This is a genomic window from Streptomyces sp. NPDC090127, from assembly GCF_044746945.1.
Classification (GTDB): Bacteria; Actinomycetota; Actinomycetes; order Streptomycetales; family Streptomycetaceae; genus Streptomyces.
Genome location: NZ_JBIVDE010000001.1, coordinates 486,689 through 506,333 on the forward strand (window position 1 = coordinate 486,689; position 19,645 = coordinate 506,333).

The 19,645-nt window shown below is 73.9% G+C and carries 17 protein-coding genes; 13 read left to right on the forward strand and 4 right to left on the reverse strand.

The features are described 5' to 3' along the window. Positions 1-288 precede the first annotated feature (288 nt). A complete protein-coding gene (locus ACIPPS_RS02115) occupies positions 289-1,062 on the forward strand; it encodes a hypothetical protein (protein ID WP_401425712.1) in 774 nt (257 codons plus the stop codon). 113 nt (positions 1,063-1,175) lie between these two features. On the opposite strand, the gene ACIPPS_RS02120 is transcribed toward ACIPPS_RS02115, so the two are convergent. Then, a complete protein-coding gene (locus tag ACIPPS_RS02120) occupies positions 1,176-1,670 on the reverse strand; it encodes a MarR family winged helix-turn-helix transcriptional regulator (RefSeq protein ID WP_401425714.1) in 495 nt (164 codons plus the stop codon). Between the two features lie 210 nt (positions 1,671-1,880). On the opposite strand from ACIPPS_RS02120, the gene ACIPPS_RS02125 reads away from it, so the two are divergent. Together ACIPPS_RS02125 and ACIPPS_RS02130 are read left to right on the forward strand one after the other, a co-directional pair. Further along, a complete protein-coding gene (locus ACIPPS_RS02125) occupies positions 1,881-2,708 on the forward strand; it encodes a lysozyme (protein ID WP_401425716.1) in 828 nt (275 codons plus the stop codon). A gap of 272 nt (positions 2,709-2,980) precedes the next feature. Then, complete coding sequence (locus tag ACIPPS_RS02130; protein ID WP_401425719.1) at positions 2,981-3,865, forward strand: lytic polysaccharide monooxygenase; 885 nt, start codon at positions 2,981-2,983, stop codon at positions 3,863-3,865. Positions 3,866-3,880: 15 nt separating this feature from the next. Here the strand turns inward: ACIPPS_RS02130 and ACIPPS_RS02135 are convergent, their stop codons facing one another. From ACIPPS_RS02135 to rph, 3 genes are all read right to left on the reverse strand, one after another. Further along, positions 3,881-4,525 (reverse strand): DUF5701 family protein, encoded by a 645-nt coding sequence (locus tag ACIPPS_RS02135; RefSeq protein WP_401425721.1) that lies wholly within the window; start codon positions 4,523-4,525, stop codon positions 3,881-3,883. 394 nt (positions 4,526-4,919) lie between these two features. After that, a complete protein-coding gene (lon, locus tag ACIPPS_RS02140) occupies positions 4,920-7,328 on the reverse strand; it encodes an endopeptidase La (RefSeq protein WP_401425724.1) in 2,409 nt (802 codons plus the stop codon). Positions 7,329-7,545: 217 nt separating this feature from the next. Further along, complete coding sequence (gene rph / locus ACIPPS_RS02145) at positions 7,546-10,188, reverse strand: rifamycin-inactivating phosphotransferase (RefSeq protein WP_401425726.1); 2,643 nt, start codon at positions 10,186-10,188, stop codon at positions 7,546-7,548. A 428-nt stretch (positions 10,189-10,616) separates the two neighbouring features. On the opposite strand from rph, the gene ACIPPS_RS02150 reads away from it, so the two are divergent. The 10 genes from ACIPPS_RS02150 (at position 10,617) to ACIPPS_RS02195 (ending at position 19,425) form a co-directional block, all read left to right on the forward strand. Then, positions 10,617-11,258 carry a GNAT family N-acetyltransferase gene (locus tag ACIPPS_RS02150; protein ID WP_401425728.1) on the forward strand — a complete coding sequence of 214 codons (642 nt, stop codon included), beginning with the start codon at positions 10,617-10,619 and terminating at the stop codon, positions 11,256-11,258. 140 nt (positions 11,259-11,398) lie between these two features. Continuing rightward, positions 11,399-11,962 (forward strand): hypothetical protein, encoded by a 564-nt coding sequence (locus tag ACIPPS_RS02155; protein ID WP_401425731.1) that lies wholly within the window; start codon positions 11,399-11,401, stop codon positions 11,960-11,962. Between the two features lie 180 nt (positions 11,963-12,142). Continuing rightward, the gene (locus tag ACIPPS_RS02160; protein ID WP_401425733.1) at positions 12,143-12,715 is read left to right on the forward strand and encodes an RNA polymerase sigma factor; all 573 of its coding nucleotides are present in this window, start codon (positions 12,143-12,145) and stop codon (positions 12,713-12,715) included. Beyond that, positions 12,712-13,830 (forward strand): zf-HC2 domain-containing protein, encoded by a 1,119-nt coding sequence (locus tag ACIPPS_RS02165; protein WP_401425735.1) that lies wholly within the window; start codon positions 12,712-12,714, stop codon positions 13,828-13,830. The genes ACIPPS_RS02160 and ACIPPS_RS02165 overlap by 4 nt, the downstream gene beginning before the upstream one ends. 59 nt (positions 13,831-13,889) lie before the next feature. Then, the gene (locus ACIPPS_RS02170) at positions 13,890-14,669 is read left to right on the forward strand and encodes an ABC transporter ATP-binding protein (RefSeq protein WP_401427164.1); all 780 of its coding nucleotides are present in this window, start codon (positions 13,890-13,892) and stop codon (positions 14,667-14,669) included. Beyond that, positions 14,666-15,988, forward strand: coding sequence for a hypothetical protein (locus ACIPPS_RS02175; RefSeq protein WP_401425737.1), 1,323 nt, complete (start codon positions 14,666-14,668; stop codon positions 15,986-15,988). Before ACIPPS_RS02170 ends, ACIPPS_RS02175 begins: the two co-directional genes overlap by 4 nt. Further along, positions 15,985-16,611 carry a hypothetical protein gene (locus ACIPPS_RS02180; RefSeq protein ID WP_401425739.1) on the forward strand — a complete coding sequence of 209 codons (627 nt, stop codon included), beginning with the start codon at positions 15,985-15,987 and terminating at the stop codon, positions 16,609-16,611. The genes ACIPPS_RS02175 and ACIPPS_RS02180 overlap by 4 nt, the downstream gene beginning before the upstream one ends. Positions 16,612-16,868: 257 nt before the next feature. Further along, entirely contained in the window at positions 16,869-17,534 is a 666-nt protein-coding gene (locus ACIPPS_RS02185) for a spermidine synthase (protein ID WP_401425741.1), read from the forward strand. A gap of 59 nt (positions 17,535-17,593) precedes the next feature. Next, a complete protein-coding gene (locus ACIPPS_RS02190) occupies positions 17,594-18,331 on the forward strand; it encodes a response regulator transcription factor (protein WP_401425743.1) in 738 nt (245 codons plus the stop codon). After that, on the forward strand, positions 18,328-19,425 hold the full coding sequence (locus ACIPPS_RS02195) for an ATP-binding protein (protein WP_401425746.1): 1,098 nt from the start codon (positions 18,328-18,330) through the stop codon (positions 19,423-19,425). The genes ACIPPS_RS02190 and ACIPPS_RS02195 overlap by 4 nt, the downstream gene beginning before the upstream one ends. The last annotated feature ends 220 nt before the right edge of the window (positions 19,426-19,645 follow it).

Genomic DNA, 19,645 nt, shown 5'->3' on the forward strand with positions numbered 1-19,645 from the left:
AGCGCTTCTGGGAAGGGGACGCGCATCGGCCGCTCCGCCACCCGAACGAGTGAACAACACTCCTGAGTTGGCGAACAACTCCGCGCGGGACCGTCCGCGCGTCCGTGCGGGGTGCCGGTTGGATCTTCCGCGCGGGCTTTGGCAGGATGCCCGCCCGCAGCTTCCCGGAGGTTCCGCTTCCGCCTCTCGTAGGGGCTTCGAAGGCTTGGTACATGCCATGTTCGGCCGTTTGGAGACGCTGTGAAGGAGTGCCGTCGCCCGCGGCGTCACGGGGGCAGACTGGGGATCATGCGCAGCGAGATCGTCACCCTTCCCGGCAGTACCGAACGCCCCAACGAGGACTGGGCGGCCGCGGCTCTACCCGCGTCCGGCGGGGGCGGGGCGGTCGTGGTGCTCGACGGGGTGACGCCGCCGGTCGGTGATGACGGTTGTGTGCACGACGTGCCCTGGTTCACCGCCCGCCTGGGCGGCTCCCTGACCGAACTGTCCGCTTCGCGGGGCGATCTGACGCTGCCGGAGGTCCTGGCGGAGGCAATCCGGCGCACCGCGGACGCCCACCGGGGAACCTGTGACCTTTCTCACGTCCGTACGCCCCAGGCGACCGTCGCGATGGCGCGTTGGGACGCGACGCACGTCGAACACCTCGTCCTGTCCGACGCGGTGCTCCTCCTGGAGGCCCGGGACGGCTCGGTGACGGCGGTGCTCGACGACCGCCTCGACCGGGTCCCGGACGAGGTCCGCCGCTCGCTGACCGCGACGGACCGGCTGCGGAACCGGGAGGGCGGCTTCTTCACGGCGGCGGCGGACCCGGACGTGGCGCGGCGCGCGGTGACGGGGACGACGCCCCGGGCGGACGTCCGGGCGCTGGCGGCGCTCACGGACGGGGCGTCGCGCTGGGTGGAGTTGTTCGGCGAGGGCGACTGGGCGGACTGCTTCGGGGTGCTCCGCGAGGAGGGCGCGCACGGGCTGCTGACGCGTGTCCGCGCGCTGGAGGTGGCGGGCGCCGCCGTGCACCGCTGGAAGCGCCACGACGACGCGACGGCGGCCTACGCGCTCCTCTGAGACCTCGGCGCGTGCTCCGTCGGTCCGACGACCCCGGTACGAGCTCCCCGGCATGGGCTCCCCCGGAACGGCTCCCCGGTGGCTCACGCGCGGCCCCGCCCCCCGATCGCCCCTCAGCTCTCGGCGCGCTCGTTCAGCTGGTGGAGCAGGCGGGCCAGTTCGGCGACCTCGGCGCGGTCCCAGTCGGCGAGCTTGCGGACGTACCGTCCGCGCCGTGCGTCCCGTACCCGCCGGAAACGGAGCCGACCCTCCGCCGTCAGCCGGACGAGCGAGGCGCGTCCGTCCGCGGGGTCGGGGTCGCGGGCGACGAGACCGAGGTCCTCCAGGGTGCGCAGCTGACGGCTCATGGTCGCCTTGCCGACGCCGAAGTAGCCGGCGAGTTCGGTGGCGCGCTGCGGCCCGGTGTCGTCGAGCCGTACGAAGAGTCCGTACGCGGAGGACTCCAGCTCGGGGTGGACCTCGCGGGCCATCTCGCCCGACTGGGCGCGGGCCCGGCGCAGAAAGACCGCCAGCTCCCTCTCCAGCGCCAGGAATTCCTGGTCCACACCACTCCCCCCGAGCGATCTCCCGGTGGGGTCGCCTTCACTCCCCGTACCGCTTCCGTGCACGTCAGCACCCCTCGCGCGCTTTCCGGTCGCTGAAAGTTTCTTTCAGTCGCGGCCATCGCCGCAGCTCCCCCAGTATTTCGCAGGAGTAGACCAACGGCAGCACCCGGCCCCTCTTCCGCCGGACGGGTCTACGTGCGTAGCGTCAGTCGTGACATGTCCATACCAGGACTGGTCGACTCGTCCCCCCACCGAGCCTTTCGGAGGCACGCAATGCCCGTGCACAGATCCGGAACGACCCTCGCCGGCGCCGCGCTCGCGGCCCTGGCCCTGCTGCTGCCCCTCGCCCTCTCCGGCCCGGCGAGCGCCGCCGGCCCCGACGCCGAGGCCGTCCCCGCGCGCGGCTCCGCCCACATGGGCATGGGCGTCCTCGCGCACGACGGCTCGGCCGGTACGCCGGGCGCGCCCCGCGCCGCCCAGACCGAGGGTGTGGACGTCTCCAGCCACCAGGGGAACGTGGCCTGGTCGACCCTGTGGAACAGCGGGGTGAAGTGGGCCTACGTCAAGGCGACGGAAGGCACCTACTACAAGAACCCCTACTTCGCGCAGCAGTACAACGGCTCCTACAACGTGGGCATGATCCGCGGCGCGTACCACTTCGCCACCCCCGACACGACGACGGGCGCGGCCCAGGCCGACTACTTCGTGAACAACGGCGGCGGCTGGTCCAGGGACGGCCGGACGCTGCCGGGCGTGCTCGACATCGAGTGGAACCCGTACGGAGCGACCTGCTACGGCAAGTCGCAGTCCGCGATGGTCACGTGGATCCGCGACTTCCTGAACCGCTACAAGGCGCGTACGGGCCGGGACGCGGTGATCTACACCGCGACGAGCTGGTGGACGCAGTGCACCGGCAACTACGCGGGCTTCGGCGCGACCAACCCGCTCTGGGTCGCGCGGTACGCGACGGCGGTCGGCGAACTCCCGGCGGGCTGGGGGTACTACACGATGTGGCAGTACACCTCGACCGGCCCGACGGTCGGCGACCACAACCGCTTCAACGGCGACCTCTCGCGCGTCCAGGCGCTGGCCAACGGCTGAGCGCCGTCGCCGGGCCCGGCGACGACACTCCGGCACGACGACACTCCGGCACGACGGCCCTCCGGTACGACGGCCCTCCGGTACGGCGGCTCCCCGGTCGCGCGGCGGCGCGCCCGGGGGGCCGCTCCGACTTTCCCGGCCCTCCCCCTTGCCGATTGGTATGGACCAATGCGAGGCTCGGGCGGGCACGAGACGGGTGCCGCACCCAACTCCCGTCCGTGCGCCGCTCGTTGCTCGTTCCGTCCTCCCCCACGCACGAGAGAGAGCCCCGCATGCCGTCGTCGTACCGCCGCACCGCCACGGCCGTCACCCTGTCCGCCGCCGCGCTGATCCCCCTGACCCCCTCCTCGGCCTCCGCGCACGGCGCGGTCTTCAACCCGGTGAGCCGGGTGGCGGCCTGTTACGCGGAGGGCCCGGAGACGCCGAAGTCGCAGGTGTGCAAGGACCTCGTCGCCGACTCCGGCACGCAGCCGCTCTACGACTGGAACGAGGTGAACATCGCCAACGCGAACGGGCAGCACCAGGTGGTCATCCCGGACGGCAAGCTCTGCTCCGCCAACCGCGAGAAGTACCGGGCGCTGGACTGGGCCCGGACGGACTGGCCGTCGACGGCCGTGGCGGCGGGCTCCTTCGACTTCAAGGTCCGGGTCACCGCGGCCCACCAGGGCACGATGACGGTCTACATCACCAAGCCGGGCTTCGACCCGACCCAGCCGCTCAAGTGGTCCGACCTCGACGCGACCCCGGTGGCCACCTATGCCACCCCGCGCGCCTCGACGGACGGCTACTACCACTTCACCGGATCCCTGCCCGCGCGCACCGGCCGCCACGTCGTCTACAAGGTCTGGCAGCGCAGCGACAGCCCGGAGGCGTTCTACAGCTGCTCGGACGTCACCTTCGGCGGTACGGCCAAGGCCGCGTCGGCCTCGACCGCCTCCACGGCAGCGGCGCCCAGCGAGGCGAGGATCGCGGCGGGCGCGGACCGCTCGACGGTGAGCCACGCGGGCCACGGCGGCGACGAGCACGCCCCCGCCCTCTCCTCGGAAGCGGCGCCGACCGCCCCCTCCCCGCTCCCCCTGGCCCTCGGCGCGGCCGGCGCGCTGGCCGCCTTCGGCGCGGGCAGCCTGCTCCTGACGCGGCGCCGGAACGCCTCGTAGGGGCGGCCCGTCAGCTCACGCCGCCGGTCGGGTGCCGTCCCGGCCGGTGGTCGAGCCGAAACCGAGCCAGGTGTGACGGTTGCCCCACCAGCACCAGCCGACCTTCGGGGCGTCGCGCCGCTCCCGGCCGTCCCGGCCGGTGCCGTTGCTGATCCAGATCGCGGGCGTACGGGCGTCCAGGGAGCCGTTCGCCTTGCGCAGCCGGGAGCCGATGGTCATGAAGCAGCGGTTGCGCTCCAGGACCTCCGGCGCCTGGAGCAGCCAGTGGATGCCCTCGGTGAGCAGCAGCGGGGTGCGGGCGTCCTTGGCGAGCGCGGGGAGCGCCTCCTCCGGGCTCCAGTTGGCCATGTGGTCGCCGCGGTCGAGCCCCTCGACGAGGTAGAGCGGCGCGTCGGGCACCTCGATGCCACAGGGCGTGAAGTCGTCGACGTCGGGCATGTCGACGACGACGAACCCGGGCTTGTCCTCGCGGCGGAGCAGCGGCGCGAGCGCGGAGGCGGGGGCGCGGTCCGGGTGCACGGCGAGCAGCACGTCGACCCGCTCGCCTCCGGCCTCCCGCGCGAAGGCCCGCACGTCGTCGGCGGTCAGCCCCGCGATCTCGTGCACGCCGAGCTCGACGAGACGCTCGGCCTGGATGACGAGGGACGGCAAGGGGGACATGGGTACTCCTCGGTTCACGGCGGCGGGGTGCGAGGCGGGTCGCGTGGGAACGAAGCGGCTGAGCCGGAAGACGGTCGGCCGGTCCGCGCGCCCGCAGAACCGGTCCACTCGCAGCGACGCCACGTCGGTGGGCGGGTCCGCTGCGCGAAGCCGACGGAGGTGGGCGTGGAACGCCGCCTCGTCGCGGGTCTCGAAGACCGCCTCCCAGCTGCCCCCCGCGGATCCGACGCCCACGTCGTCCCGCCGTGTCGCCTCCCGCTGCCGGCGAAGCGACACCCGCCTTCCCACCTGGCCCCCCTAGGTCGTTGATCATGATAAGGAAACACGCCCACGACCGGAAGTGGGCCGCCCCTACCAGGGGCGGCCCACCTCGCACGACGGGCGATTCGACGCGCTACGCCGCCGCGCCCACCGCCACCCGCGCCGGGGCGAGGGCGATCTCCAGGACCTGCCGGACGTCCGTCACCGGGTGGACCTCCAGCTTCTCCAGGATCTCAGCCGGGACGTCGTCCAGGTCGGCCTCGTTCCGCTTCGGGATCACGACCGTCGTGATGCCCGCCCGGTGAGCCGCCAGGAGCTTCTGCTTCAGGCCGCCGATCGGCAGGACCCGGCCGGTCAGCGAGACCTCACCGGTCATCGCCACGTCCGTCCGGACCAGCCGGCCGGAGAGCAGCGAGGCCAGGGCCGTCGTCATCGTGATGCCCGCGCTCGGCCCGTCCTTCGGGACCGCGCCCGCCGGGAAGTGGATGTGCACGCCCCGGTCCTTCAGACCGGACACGGACAGCTCCAGCTCCGCGCCGTGCGACCGCAGGAAGGAGAGCGCGATCTGCGCGGACTCCTTCATCACGTCGCCCAGCTGACCGGTCAGGGTCAGCCCCGCGGCGCCCGTCTCGGGATCGGCGAGGGACGCCTCCACGAAGAGGACGTCACCGCCCGCGCCCGTGACGGCGAGCCCGGTCGCCACGCCCGGTACGGACGTCCGGCGCTCGGCCGGGTCCTGGGCGGACTCCGGGATGTGGTGCGGCCGTCCGATCAGCCCGCGCAGATCGTCGACGCCGACCGTGAACGGCAGCTCCCGGTCGCCCAGTTCGTGCTGGGCCGCGACCTTCCGCAGCAGCCGCGCGAGGGACCGCTCCAGGTTCCGTACGCCCGCCTCACGGGTGTACTCGCCCGCGAGCTTCCGCAGCGAGCCGTCCTCCAGGACGACCTCGCCGGGTTCGAGGCCCGTGCGCTCGAGCTGCCGGGGCAGCAGGTGGTCACGGGCGATGACGACCTTCTCGTCCTCCGTGTACCCGTCGAGCCTGACCAGCTCCATCCGGTCGAGCAGGGCCTCGGGGATGGCCTCCAGGACGTTCGCCGTCGCCAGGAAGACGACGTCGGAGAGGTCGAGTTCGACCTCCAGGTAGTGGTCGCGGAAGGTGTGGTTCTGCGCCGGGTCGAGGACTTCGAGGAGCGCGGCCGCCGGGTCGCCCCGGTAGTCCGAGCCGACCTTGTCGATCTCGTCGAGGAGCACCACCGGGTTCATCGACCCGGCCTCCTTGATCGCCCGGACGATCCGGCCGGGCAGGGCGCCGACGTACGTACGACGGTGGCCGCGGATCTCCGCCTCGTCCCGGACGCCGCCGAGGGCGACCCGGACGAACTTCCGCCCCATGGCGTGCGCGACGGACTCCCCGAGCGAGGTCTTGCCGACGCCGGGCGGGCCGACGAGGGCGAGGACCGCGCCGCCGCGACGGCCGCCGACCACGCCGAGACCGCGCTCGGCGCGCCGCTTGCGGACCGCCAGGTACTCGGTGATCCGCTCCTTCACGTCCTCCAGGCCCGCGTGCTCGGCGTCGAGGACGTCCTTGGCGCCCTGGATGTCGTACCGGTCCTCGGACCGCTCGTTCCACGGCAGTTCGAGGACGGTGTCGAGCCAGGTGCGGATCCAGGAGCCCTCCGGGGACTGGTCGCTGGACCGCTCCAGCTTCTCGACCTCCTTGAGCGCCGCCTCCCGCACGTTCTCGGGGAGGTCCGCGGCCTCGACGCGGGCGCGGTAGTCGTCGGACTCGTCACCCTCCGACTCGCCGTTGAGGTCGCGCAGCTCCTTGCGTACGGCGTCCAACTGGCGCCGCAGCAGGAACTCGCGCTGCTGCTTGTCGACGCCCTCCTGGACGTCCTTCGCGATGGACTCGGCCACGTCCTGCTCGGCCAGGTGCTCGCGGAGCTGGGCGGTGGCGAGCTTGAGGCGGGCGACCGGGTCGGCGGTCTCCAGGAGTTCGACCTTCTGCTCGACGGTGAGGAAGGGCGAGTAGCCGGAGTTGTCGGCGAGCGCGGAGACGCCGTCGATCTGCTGGACGCGGTCCACGACCTGCCAGGCGCCGCGCTTCTTCAGCCAGCTGGTGGCCAGCGCCTTGTACTCCTTGACCAGCTCGGTCACGGAGCCGGGCAGCGGCTCGGGCACGCTCTCCTCGACGGCGGTGCCCTCGATCCAGAGGGCGGCGCCGGGCCCGGTCGTACCGGCGCCGATCCTGACGCGGCCGAGGCCGCGGATGAGGGCGCCGGGGTCGCCGTCGGACAGCCGCCCGACCTGCTCGACGGTGCCGAGCACACCGGTCGCGGCGTACGTGCCGTCGATCCGCGGCACGAGCAGCACCCGCGGCTTCCCGGTCCCGTTCTCGGACCGGGCAGCGGCCTGAGCGGCCTCGACCGCGGCACGCACGTCGTTGTCGGACAGGTCCAGCGGCACCACCATTCCGGGCAGCACGACCTCGTCGTCGAGCGGCAGCACGGGCAGAGTGAGCGGTGAGGTCGTCGAAGCCATGATCTCCCCTTCGGCAGTCAAGTTGAGCTATGTCGACTCAATGCACCTGAGCCTGGGGATGTTCCCCGACGCCTGTTCGCTCTGAGCGATCACCTCGATACCGCCAGGTCACGGCCTGTCCGTCCGTCCGGCCGCCCGCCCGTCATGGGCCAGGTCGCCGCCCGTAAGCCCGTCGCGGGCCGGGTCACCGCCCGTCCGCGCGTCCGCCGGTCGCCCGTCACGGCAGGATCTCGACGTACCCGTCTGTTCCGTGCACGCGGATCCGCTGGCCGTCCCGGATCAGCCGGGTCGCCTGCTCCACGCCCACGACGGCCGGCAGGCCGTACTCCCGGGCGATCACCGCGCCATGGGTCATCAGGCCGCCCACCTCCGTCACCAGGCCCGCGATCCCGACGAAGAGCGGCGACCAGCTCGGGTCCGTGAAGGTCGTGACCAGGATGTCGCCCGCTTCGAGATCGGCCTCCGCCATGTCCAGGACGACACGGGCCCTGCCCTCGACGGTCCCGGCGGAGACCGCCAGGCCGGTCAGGGCGCCGGCGGGCACGTCGTCGCGCCGGTACGACCCGGTGACGGCCTCGCCGTCCGAGGTGAGCACCCGGGGCGGCGTGAGCGCGTGGTACGCGCGGAACGCCTCCTTGCGCCGCTGGATGAGCGGGGCGTCCACCCGGTGCGAGCGCACGACGTCGCGGAGCTCCTCGAAGGTGAGGTAGAAGGCGTCCTCCCGCTCCCGCAGCACGTCGGCCCGCACGAGGCGCTCGGCCTCCGCGAGCAGGGCCCGCTTGTAGACGAAGTAGCGGCTGACGATGCCGTACTTGGGGTACTCCCGGTACCCGATGAAGGTTCTGACCCGGTCGATCATCCGCTTGGCGTCTTCGGCCTTCCGGTCCCCGTCCGGCAGGTTCCGCAGGCGTGACAGCACTTCCGCCTCCTTCGCCCGGGCCTTCCGCCGCCCTTCCTCGAAGCGCCGCGCGGCGGCGCCCGGCTCGAAGTTCCTGACGTTGTCCAGGATCACGGGCACGAGCGTGCTGGGGCGTTCGGCCCAGCGGGGCCTGGTGATGTCGATCTCGCCCACGCAGCGCATGCCGTACCGGTCGAGGTAGCCCTCGATGGCGGCGCGCGCCTCGGCCCCGCCCGGGAGCTTCGCCAGCTCGTCCAGGAAGCCCTCGTCCTCGACGCCCCGCAGGAACGCCACCACCTCCGGCAGCGGGCGGATCACGTCCGCGACGTCGAGGAGCGCCAGGCCCATCTCGGAGGTGACGTTGTCGGGCGCGGACAGCGTGAGCGTGTCGGCCGCGTTCTTCTCGCCCAGCCACTCCCCCAGCCTGTCGTTGAGCCACCAGGTGGCGTCCATCCCCGCCATGATCGCCTGCATGCTGAGAGGGTCCCCGAGGACCCGCCTGTGCTCCTGGAAGGCCTCGACGAGGAAGTCGAAGAGCGCCGGTCCGGTCTTCGACCGGATGTCGCGCTCCAGGGCGGCGACGGACGCACGGCTGCGCTCGATCAGCTCGGCGACGAGGGCCGGATCGGTCTCGATCGGAGCGGGCGCGGACGCGGCGGACGCCGCGGCAGGGGACGGGCTACCGGGCTGCGGACCGGCGGGTTGCGGACCGGCGGGAGCAGCGTCCGGGAGCGTCGGGACGAAGTCGTCCCGGTCGAGCACGGTCTGCAGAGCGTCCCTCATCAGTGGATCGCCCTTCCCCAGGAGGTCCAGAAGGCCGGCGCGGCCGGTGGGCGTGGCCAGGCGCGCGGTGACGTCGACGAACAGCCTCCCGCCCGCCTCGTGCATCGGCACCATGGCCGTCAGCTGCCACATGGAGTACCCCAGCGGCTTCATGGGGTCGGTCATCATCTGCCCGTGCCCGACGGAGGCGTAGACGTGATTGCCCTGGTCGCCGCGGTCGGGAACGGGGAACAGGGTCGTGATCGGCCGGCTCTGGACGATCTGGAAGCCGTCGTCGACCAGGCACCATTCGACGTCCTGCGGGCAGCCGAAGTGCGCCTCGATCCGCCGCCCGATCCGCACCAGCCGGACGACCTGCGCGTCCGTCAGCGCCGGCTGCTCCTGCCGCTGCGCTTCGACCGCCACCTCCCGCGTCCCACCGGCCGGCAGGGCGTGCACGGCACGCTGCTTGGCGGCGATCGTCCTGGCGACGACCTCGCCGTCGCGGACGGCGAAGACGTCCGGGTTCACCAGGCCGGAGACCAGGGCCTCGCCGAGGCCGAAGCCGGCGTCCACGGTGGCGACCTTCCGGTTGCCCGTGACGGGGTCGGCCGTGAACAGGATGCCGGACGCCTGCGGGAGGACCATCTGCTGGACGACCACCGCCATGTGGACCGTACGGTGGTCGATGCCGGCCCGTCGGCGGTAGGTCACGGCCCGCTCGGTGAACAGCGAGGCCCAGCACCGGCTGATGTGCCGGAGGATCTCCGTCGGTCCCACGACGTTCAGGTAGGTGTCCTGCTGGCCCGCGAAGGAGGCCGTCGGGAGGTCCTCGGCCGTCGCGCTGGACCGGACGGCATAGGCGGCCTGCTCGCCGTGGACGGCGAGCGCGCGGATGATCTCCGCCTCCAGATCGCCCGGGATCGCGATCCCTTCGACGGTCCGTCGGATCTCCGCGCCGAGCGTGCGGACCGCCTCCCGGTCGTCCGGGTCCACGCGCGCCAGCCGAGCGAGCCGGTCGTCGAGCGACGGCTCCTGCGCCATGGTCCGCCGGAAGGCGGCCGTCGTCACGCAGAAGCCACCCGGCACCCGGATGCCGTCGATCCGCGAAAGCCCGCCCAGGTGCGCGCCCTTGCCGCCGACGACCGCGACCCGCGTCTCGTCGACCTCGTGCAGTCCCAGCACGTACGGCTCGTTCATCGCGACACCTCCGAGACGGCCGCCGTGCTCCGTCGCCCCGCACCGGCCGGTCGCATCACCGGAGCCCCCGCTTCCGTCGAACCCCCGCCCGGCCCCCGACACGGACCGCCGCCCGAACCCCCGCCCGGCCCCCGACACGGACCGCCGCCAGAACCCCCGCCCGGCCCCCCGCTCGGCCCGCCGTCCAGACCGCCGCTCGGCCCGCCGCCCTCGCGTCCCGCGTACCTCGACACCCACACATGCACGTCGTGCCCTCATTTCCGCAGGTTGTGGCCTCGGCCGACGATTCTGCGCCGTGACCGGGGCCTTGCGGCAAGCCCCCCGCCGAGCTATACCTTGAGAGTGGCAAGGAGACCTCTCCTTGCCCTTTGTCATTTCTGGGCCTCCGCGCTCTGGCGCGAAGCGGGCCGATGGCGTGTAATACCTCAATGGATACAGCGTCTATTACTTCCGCCTGGGTGGCGGGTTGGACCGTCTCGCGGGGGACGGCGCCCGCCGTCGTCGAACCCTGGGGGTGGCGGATCGACGTCGGACTGCCGACGCACGTCTTCCGGCACGTCCTGCCCGCGCCGGACGCGATCTCCGTGGGGAAGCTCTGCGAGGAGATCGCGGTGCCGGGCGCGTGGCTGAAGATCATGGCCGGGCCCGAGGAGGCGGCCGGGTGGATCACCCCGGGGTGGAGCGTCCCGGACGACCCCGGCTACATGATGAGCAAGACCCTCGACCCGGGGGCGCGCCCGCCCGCGCCGGAGGGGTACGCGCGGACGACGGAGACCCGGGACGGTGTGATCCGGGTTCGGATCGTGGCCCCGGACGGCACACTCGCCGCGCGCGGTCAGATCGCCCCGACGGGGGTGACGGCCGTGGCCGACCAGATCGAGACGCACCCCGACCACCGCCGCCGCGGCCTCGGCGCGAACGTGATGCGCACCCTGGAGGCCGCCGCCGCCAAGGCGGGCGCGACCACGGGCGTCCTCTCGGCGACCCGCGACGGCCTGGCCCTCTACGACACCCTGGGCTGGCGCTACGAGTGCCCGCTGACGGGGATCGTGCGGGACGGCGTCGCGTAACGGACGCGGGAGAGGGCGGGCGCGGGGGGGCGTCCGGAGGTCGGCCGGACGCGGCGGGCCGCACGGTTCCCGCCTGGACGCCCCGCACGCGGCTTGCGCGGCCCTGGTCAACGGAATCGGGTGAGGGCATGCTCGGGACCATGGTGCGCAGGAGAACGAGATGGACCGCGTCGGCGGTGGCGGTACTGGTCCCGCTGCTGGCGGTGGCCGGATGCGGCGACCGGGACGGCGCGCCGGCGCCGGTGGCGACCCACGGCGAATCCTCGACGCGGCCCCCCACGGCCCCCACCGGCATCGTCCCCGCGCCACCCGTGCCCACCGGGACGGACGGCACCGTGAAGAACGACCACGAGCCCGGCCCCCGCGAGGTCCTCGTCGAGGTGGTCGTCAACGGCGGCCTGGCAGGCGTCCGCAACCAGCTGATCGTCCACTACGACGGCGGCTACACCTCCCGCTCCGGTACGGAGTCACCACGCGGCGGGCGGATGACCGGCGCGGAAGTGGCCGAACTGCGCGCGGCGTTGGAGGACCCGGCCTACGCGAAGGTGCCCGCGCGTCCGAGCGGTCCGCCGGTGGCCGACGGCTTCCAGTACGTCTTCACCCACCGCTACCGCGTCGTGGTCGCCGGGGACGGCGCACGCCCGCCGGCGCTCCAACGCGTCTTCGAGGCCCTGCCCGACGGCGGCCCCCCGACCAGCCCCTGACCCAGGCCACCGCCCAGCCCCTGACCCAGGCCCCCGCCCAGCCCCGGCCGCCCTGGCCCGTACCGCCCTTGCCGTCCGTCCGTCCCTGACCCGCGACACCGCGACCCACGCCCGCTCCGGCCTCCGCGTCTCGTCGGCCGCCACGTGAACCGTCGACCGTCCACCGAGCGATAGAGGGGCGTGAGACTGTTGCGCCCCGAACGGGGAGAAGAGCGGGACGACGCCGCGCTGTTGCGCGCGGTCGCCCGGGGGGACGCCGAGGCGCTGGCCGTGCTCTACGACCGGCACGCCGGGTGGCTGCACGCCCGGCTGGCCCGGCGATGCGCGGACGAGGAGACCGTACGCGAGGTCCTCCAGGACACCTTCGTCACCGTCTGGCGCTCCGCCGGTTCCCACCGGGGCCGGGGCGAGGCCGGGGGCTGGCTCTGGGTGGTGGCCGCACGCCGCCTGGTCGACGCCCAGCGCGTCCGGGCCCGCGCCGAGCGCGCCGCACCCGAACCGCTCGCCCCCGCCCCCTCGGCGGAGGACCGGGTCCTCGCGGATCTCGCGTACGGAGACGTCGGCGCCGCTCTCGACCGGATCTCGCCCGAGCTGCGCGAGGTCCTGCGGGCCACCGTCGTCGACGGCCTGACCACCCGTGAGACGGCCCGGCTGCTCGGGATACCGGAGGGCACCGTGAAGACCCGAGCGCTGCGGGCCCGCCGCGAACTGCGCGCCGCCCTCGGACCGCACCCGCTGGGAGGCACCGCATGACCGCGCCGTGGCACGTGAGCGACGGGCTGGCCGCCCGCTATGCGTCGGGCTCGGCGCCGGAGCCCGACGCCTGGTCCCTGGAGAAGCACGTCGAGGTGTGCGGCGGCTGCGCCGCCCGTGTCTCGGCGGCGGTCCGCGCGGGAGCCTCGGGTCCGGCTCTCGCCGATGTCCGGGCGGCGCTGCTGGACACCGTACGCACGGAGGTGGCCGCCCCGCACCGGCGCCTGGGCCGGAGGCCGGCCCTGACGCTGGGACGGGGGCCGGCCCGGGAGACGGCCCGGGCAGCGCCGACGCCCCACCCCACGCCCCCGCCGGCGCCCCACCCCGCGCATCCGCCCACGCCCCACCCCGCGCCCGCGCCGACGGCCCCGACCGCGGTCCCACACCCGTTCTCGCACCCGCCGACGCCCCCGCCCGCGGTCCCAGACCCGTTCTCGCCCACGCCCCCACCCACGACCCGGCCCCCGTTCCCGTCCCCGCCACCGTCCCGGCTCTCGCCCGCCTCCCGCTGGGCGCGGGTGCTCTGGGCCGCCGGTCCCGCGCTGCGGGGGTCGTGGCTGGTGGCGGTGCTCGTCGTGGTCGCCGCCGCCGTGGCGCTCGCGTACGGCGCCGGGTTCCGCGAGGCGCGGCCGGTGCTGCTCGCCCTCGCCCCGGTACTGCCCCTCGCCGGGGTGGCCGTCTCGTACGGACGTCACGCCGACCCGATGTACGAGATCGGCGTGGCGACGCCCTCCGGCGGGCTGCGCCTGCTGCTCACCCGGGCGGCGGCCGTACTCGGTGTGTGCGTACCGGTGCTGACCTCGGCCGGGGCGCTGCTGCCCCCGGTCACCGGTGTCCCGGGCGCCGCCGCCTGGCTGCTGCCCGGCCTGGCGCTGACGCTGGCGGCCCTGGCCCTCGGCTCGTTCGTGGGCTGCCGGGCCGCCGCGCTGACGCTCATCGGCGGCTGGCTGCTCGCGGTGACCGGGCCGGTGCTCGGACGGCCGGGGGCCGGTGCCGAGCTGGCCCGGTTCCTCTCGGGCCCGGCCGCACAGGGCGGCTGGGCCGCCGCCGCCGTCGCGTGTGCGGGGCTGCTCGCCCTGCGCCGCCGTTCCTTCGACCACCTGGAGACCCGGTGACCACCCGGACCACGTACAGCTCCCGTCGCGCGCCGGGCGCCCCGCCCGGCAGCGTCTCGGTGGCGGGCCTGACCGTCCGGCACCGCCGGACCGTCGCGCTCGACCGTCTCGACCTGGACCTCGGCCCCGGGGTCCACGGCCTGCTCGGCCCGAACGGTGCCGGGAAGACCTCCCTGATCCGGGTGCTCGCGACCGTGGCCGCCCCGTCGGACGGCCGGGTGGAGCTCCTGGGCCGGGACGCCGGAGCCCACCGCGAGCGGTCGGAGATCCGTCGTCGACTGGGCTATCTGCCGCAGGAGTTCGGCTTCTATCCGGGCTTCACTGTCCGCGAGTTCGTGGCGTACGTGGCCTGGCTCAAGGAGATGCCCGCCGACCGCGCCGGGGGCGCCGTGGAGCGTGCCGTGGAACGGGTGGGGCTGGCCGACCGCATCGACGCCCGGCTGAAGACCCTGTCCGGGGGCATGGTCCGGCGGGCCGGGATCGCGCAGGCGATCGTGAACGAACCGGAGCTGCTCCTCCTCGACGAGCCGACGGCGGGCCTCGACCCGGAGCAGCGGGTCGAGTTCCGGACGCTCCTCAAGGAGATCGGCGCCTCGTCCACGGTGATCGTCTCCACGCATCTGGTGGAGGACGTGGCGGCGGCCTGCACGGAGGTCACCCTGATCGAGGCGGGCCGCGTCGCCTTCCGGGGCACGACCGCGGAACTGACCGCTCTGGGCGAGGAGTCGGCGGCGCCGGGCGGCGCCGAAGGCGCGGCGGGCGCGATCGAGCGCGGCTACACGACGGCGCTGCGCGCCCACCGCGCTCCGTCGGGCGCCGTCGCGGAGGGCCTCCGGTGACCGCCCTCGACACCCCGACCCGCGAGGCCGCGTCCGGCCCGCCCCGTACGTCCGTCCTGCGGACCGAGCTGCGACGGGGGACGGGCCCCTGGTCGGGCGCCGCCGTCGCGGTCACGACCCTCGTCACCCTGTACGCCAAGGCGCCCGGCTGGCAGTCGCGCTGGACCGACGCGACCGACATGCTGCACATCGTCGTCGGCCTGCTCCTCGGCCCTCTCGTGCTCGCCGTCGGCTGCTGGCAGGGCGGACGCGACCGGCGGAACGGAACGCGGGAGCTGCTGGGCTCCGTGCCGCGCGGCCCCCTGCGCCGCGCCTTCCTCGCCGTCGCGCCCACGGCGCTGTGGCCTGTCGCCGGGTACCTGTCCGCCGCCGCCGTGTGCCTGCTCGCGACCTGGCCGTACGTCGACGGCGGCCGGCGTCCGTTCCTCGAACTCGTCGCCGCCGACGCGGTCACCCTGGCCGCGCTCGGCACGCTCGGTCATCTCGTCGGGCGGCTCGTGCCGTGGCGTCTGACGGCGCCGCTGCTCGCGGTGACGGGCTACGTGGTGTTCGGGGTGGCCGCCGCGCGGACCGAGGCGGCCGGCTCCTGGCTCAACCCGGCCGTCGAGCACTTCTACGCCTGGGACAGGCCGGTGGGGTGGTTCGCGCCGGCCTGGGTCGTGTGGTGCGCCGGCCTCGCCCTGGCCGCGCTCCTCGCCCAGGCGGCGGGCACCGCCCGGCTCCGGCTGCTCGCGCTGGTACCGCTCACCGCCGCGGTGGCCGCCGCCGTGCCGATCGCCCGGCTGCCGCTGGACGGCCCGTGGCGCCCGGATCCGGCGGCCGCGCGCCTGGTCTGCGACGGTGGCGCGCCGCCGGTCTGCCTGCCGGCCGTCGACCGCGCCCTGCTGCCGGACATCTCCGCGGCCCTCGCGCCGCTCAACGAGCGGCTGCGCGGTCTGCCGGGCGCGCCGACCCGCTGGGTCGGCGGACCGTCGGTGGGAGCCGGTGAGACGGCGCTCCCGAGCCCGGACCTCGACGCGGTCCGGGGCGAGCTGTCGCACCCCGACCTGTACCTGAACTCGGCGGTCCAGTTCCTCTTCGCCGAGACCTGCCGCTCCGAGGACTTCTCCGGACCCGAGGTGGAGCGACTCGGCGCGATCCATCTCGCCGTGTCCGAGTGGCTGGCGCCCACCCCGGCGGGCTACGGGGTCCCGGTGGGCCCGGCCGGGCAACGGTACCTCGACGCTCTGCGCGCCAAGTCCCCGGCCGCCCAACGCGACTACCTCGCCCGGTACATGGCGGCCGACGGGTGCCGACCGGAAGAGGTGCCGGTCCCGTGAGCGCCGTTCGGCCCGGGCCCGGTCTCTCGCTCTACCTCCGTTCACGCACGCTGCCCGGCACGGTCGGCGCTCTGCTCGGCACGGCCGTCGCGGCCGCCTGGTGCGCGTCCTGGCTGCAGTCCCAGCCGGGCCTCGACCACACCTCCCGGGTGCCGGTCGTCGTCCTCGGCCCGCTGCTGGCCGCTTCCGCGATCGGGACGAGCCTGTACGCGGCGAGCGACGAGCTGGACCGGACGGCGACCCGCCCGTGGCCGCCGCGCCGCACCGCGCACCTGCTCGTGCTGACCGCCCTGGCCGTGGCCCTCCTGACGCTCGCGGTGCCGGGGCATCCGGAGGGGTTCGGGGCGCCGGCGATCGTCCGCAACGCCCTGGGCTCGGTGGGCGTGACGGCCGCCGGGGCGGCGCTGATCGGCGCCCGGCAGAGCTGGCTGCCGATGACGGCGTACATCGGGTCGGTCTACGTCTCGGCACCCGCCGCGCCGGGGGGCGCCGCGGCGCTGTGGGCCTGGCCGATGCAGCCGGGCCCGCAGGCGGGCGCGTGGGCGGTGGCGCTGGGGGCGTTCGCCGGGGGCGCGGCGCTCTACGCGTGGCGCGGCGCCCGCCCTCCCGTACGGCAGGGGTGAGCGGCACCGCCGGCGCCCGCCCTCCCGTACGACAGGGGTGACCGGCACCGCCGGCGCCCGCCCTCCGTACGACAGGGGTGACCGGCACCCCGTACGGCAGCCGTGCCCCGAGGTGATCGTGGGGCTGGTCGAGTCCGGCCGGATCCCCGAGGCCCGCGTCGTCGCCGCCCCAACACCCCCGCGACCCGCTTGTCCCGGCCCTCCCCACCCGGCGAGGATGGCCGGGACAGCCGTCTGCCGACCCCGGGAGTGTGCTCATGTCCAGCCCCGTCACCCTCGACCGCCGCGAGGGCCCGTACGGAGAGGTCGTGCTGCGGCGGCGCGGCGAGCACTTCGAGATCATCTCCAACGGCACCTTCCTCATGGACACCTCCGACGGACGTTCGGAGCGACGGCTGGTCGACGCCGCGATGGACGCCCTCGGCGGGCGCACCGGACTGTCGGTCCTGATCGGCGGCCTCGGCGTCGGTTTCTCCCTCGCCCACGCCGCCGCGGACCCCCGCTGGGCCCGGATCGCGGTGGTCGAGCGGGAGCAGGCGATCATCGACTGGCACCGCGAAGGACCGCTGGCCGCGATCTCGGGAGCGGCGCTGGCCGATCCGCGCAACGTGATCCTGCACACGGACCTGGTGACGTACCTCCACGACTCCCCGGACACGTACGACGCACTCTGTCTGGACATCGACAACGGCCCCGACTGGACCGTCACCGACGGCAACCAAAGCCTGTACTCCGCCGAGGGGTTGGCGTCCTGCGCGGGGCACCTGAATCCGGGTGGGATCCTTGCCGTATGGTCGGCCCGACCGTCCGCCGATTTCGAAGAGTCCTTGCGGAATGCCGGATTCAGCGGGGTACGGACGGAAGAGATCCACGTTGCCCGGGGCGTCCCTGACGTGGTGCACCTCGGCGTCCGGCCTGCGTAGCCGGGATGCCGCCGGTGCCTCTAGGCTGCTGGCCGACACCAGCGATGCGAGGCGGGGCAATGGAGCAGACACACACCACTCACCACGGTGCGGCGGCCACTCCCGGTGCGCAGCGGCGGGTGCTGGTCGTCGAGGACGACACGACGATCGTGGATGCGATCGCCGCGCGGCTGCGGGCGGAAGGATTCCTCGTCCAGACGGCGACGGACGGTCCGGCTGCGGTCGACGCGGCCGAGGCCTGGCAGCCCGACCTGATGGTCCTCGACATCATGCTGCCCGGCTTCGACGGCCTGGAGGTCTGCCGCCGGGTCCAGGCACAGCGCCCCGTACCGGTCCTGATGCTGACCGCGCGGGACGACGAGACCGACATGCTGGTCGGCCTCGGCGTCGGCGCCGACGACTACATGACCAAGCCGTTCTCCATGCGCGAGCTGGCCGCGCGCGTGCACGTCCTGCTGCGCCGGGTGGAGCGGGCCGCGCTGGCGGCCGTCACCCCGCGGAGCGGGATCCTGCGCCTCGGCGAGCTGGAGATCGACCACGCGCAGCGCCGCGTGCGGGTCCGCAACGACGACGTGCACCTGACGCCGACCGAGTTCGACCTGCTGGTCTGCCTGGCGAACACCCCCCGCGCGGTCCTCTCCCGCGAGCAGCTGCTCGCCGAGGTGTGGGACTGGGCGGACGCCTCCGGCACGCGCACGGTCGACAGCCACATCAAGGCGCTGCGCCGGAAGATCGGGGCCGAGCGGATCCGTACGGTCCACGGCGTCGGGTACGCGCTGGAGACGCCGGCGTCATGAACCGCCGGGGGCAGCGCCCCGGGACCCGGAGGAGGCACCGGATCGTGATCTCGATCAAGACCAAGCTGGGCACGCTCGTCGTCGGCGCGGTCCTGCTGACCTCGGGGCTCGCGCTGGTGGCGATCCGGACCTCCACGGAGTTCCGGTACATCACGATCTTCGCGATGATCGCGACGCTGTTGATCACCCAGTTCGTGGCGCAGTCCCTGACGGCGCCGCTGGACGAGATGAACACGGTGGCGGGGTCGATCTCGCGCGGGGACTTCAGCCGGCGGGTGCGCGGCGCGGACCGCCGCGACGAGCTGGGCGACCTGGCCTCGACGATCAACCGCATGGCGGACGACCTGGAGTCGGTGGAGCGGCACCGCAAGGAGCTGGTGGCGAATGTCTCGCACGAGCTGCGCACCCCCATCGCCGCCCTCCGCGCTGTCCTGGAGAACGTCGTCGACGGCGTCTCCGAGGCCGATCCGGAGACCATGCGGACGGCCCTGAAGCAGACCGAGCGACTCGGCCGGCTGGTGGAGACCCTGCTCGATCTGTCACGTCTCGACAACGGTGTCGTCACGCTCAAGGCACGCCGCTTCGAGGTCTGGCCGTATCTGTCGGGCGTGCTCCGCGAGGCCAATCTGGCCGCGTCCCAGCGCGGCCTGTCCTCCACGTCCGGCCTGCACAACCGTACGGACGTCCATCTGCACCTCGACGTCTCGCCGCCCGAGCTGACCGCCCACGCGGACGCGGAGCGGCTGCACCAGGTGATGGCGAACCTGATCGACAACGCGGTGAAGCACTCGCCGCCGCACGGCCGGGTGACCGTACGGGCGCGGCGCGGGGCGTGGCCGGACTCGCTGGCCCTGGAGGTCGAGGACGAGGGCCCCGGTATCCCGGAGGCGCTGCGGCACACGGTCTTCGAGCGGTTCAACCGGGGACAGGCACGGGCCCAGACGGGTCCGGGCAGCGACGGCGGTACGGGACTGGGGCTCGCGATCGCCCGCTGGGCGGTGGATCTGCACGGCGGCGAGATCGGTGTGGCCGAATCGTCACGCGGCTGCCGAATCCAGGTCACTCTTCCGGGAAGTCTTCCGGCACGGGATTGACGTAGGGTCGAACCGGAAGCACATGTTCTGCGTTTAGGTGTTCAGGACATGGTCAGTACGTGGTCAGGGATGCGCGCCGCACGGGCCGTGACCCGGGTCTCTCGTACCCGCGAGAGGGCAGAACCACGCTTGTTTCCCGCCATTCCCTGCCCTGAAACGCCGCGTCAAGTGTGACTTGCGCGACGTTGGTAGTGCCCGGCCTGCACCTCTTGGCCAGGGA

Excerpts from the sequence above, each read along its gene's own strand:
- ACIPPS_RS02115 (WP_401425712.1), top strand. The coding sequence starts at position 289 with ATGCGCAGCGAGATCGTCACCCTTCCCGGCAGTACCGAACGCCCCAAC.
- ACIPPS_RS02125 (WP_401425716.1), top strand. The coding sequence starts at position 1,881 with ATGCCCGTGCACAGATCCGGAACGACCCTCGCCGGCGCCGCGCTCGCG.
- ACIPPS_RS02130 (WP_401425719.1), top strand. The coding sequence starts at position 2,981 with ATGCCGTCGTCGTACCGCCGCACCGCCACGGCCGTCACCCTGTCCGCC.
- ACIPPS_RS02135 (WP_401425721.1), bottom strand. The coding sequence starts at position 4,525 with ATGTCCCCCTTGCCGTCCCTCGTCATCCAGGCCGAGCGTCTCGTCGAG.
- lon (WP_401425724.1), bottom strand. The coding sequence starts at position 7,328 with ATGGCTTCGACGACCTCACCGCTCACTCTGCCCGTGCTGCCGCTCGAC.
- rph (WP_401425726.1), bottom strand. The coding sequence starts at position 10,188 with ATGAACGAGCCGTACGTGCTGGGACTGCACGAGGTCGACGAGACGCGG.
- ACIPPS_RS02150 (WP_401425728.1), top strand. The coding sequence starts at position 10,617 with ATGGATACAGCGTCTATTACTTCCGCCTGGGTGGCGGGTTGGACCGTC.
- ACIPPS_RS02155 (WP_401425731.1), top strand. The coding sequence starts at position 11,399 with ATGGTGCGCAGGAGAACGAGATGGACCGCGTCGGCGGTGGCGGTACTG.
- ACIPPS_RS02165 (WP_401425735.1), top strand. The coding sequence starts at position 12,712 with ATGACCGCGCCGTGGCACGTGAGCGACGGGCTGGCCGCCCGCTATGCG.
- ACIPPS_RS02185 (WP_401425741.1), top strand. The coding sequence starts at position 16,869 with ATGTCCAGCCCCGTCACCCTCGACCGCCGCGAGGGCCCGTACGGAGAG.
- ACIPPS_RS02190 (WP_401425743.1), top strand. The coding sequence starts at position 17,594 with ATGGAGCAGACACACACCACTCACCACGGTGCGGCGGCCACTCCCGGT.
- ACIPPS_RS02195 (WP_401425746.1), top strand. The coding sequence starts at position 18,328 with ATGAACCGCCGGGGGCAGCGCCCCGGGACCCGGAGGAGGCACCGGATC.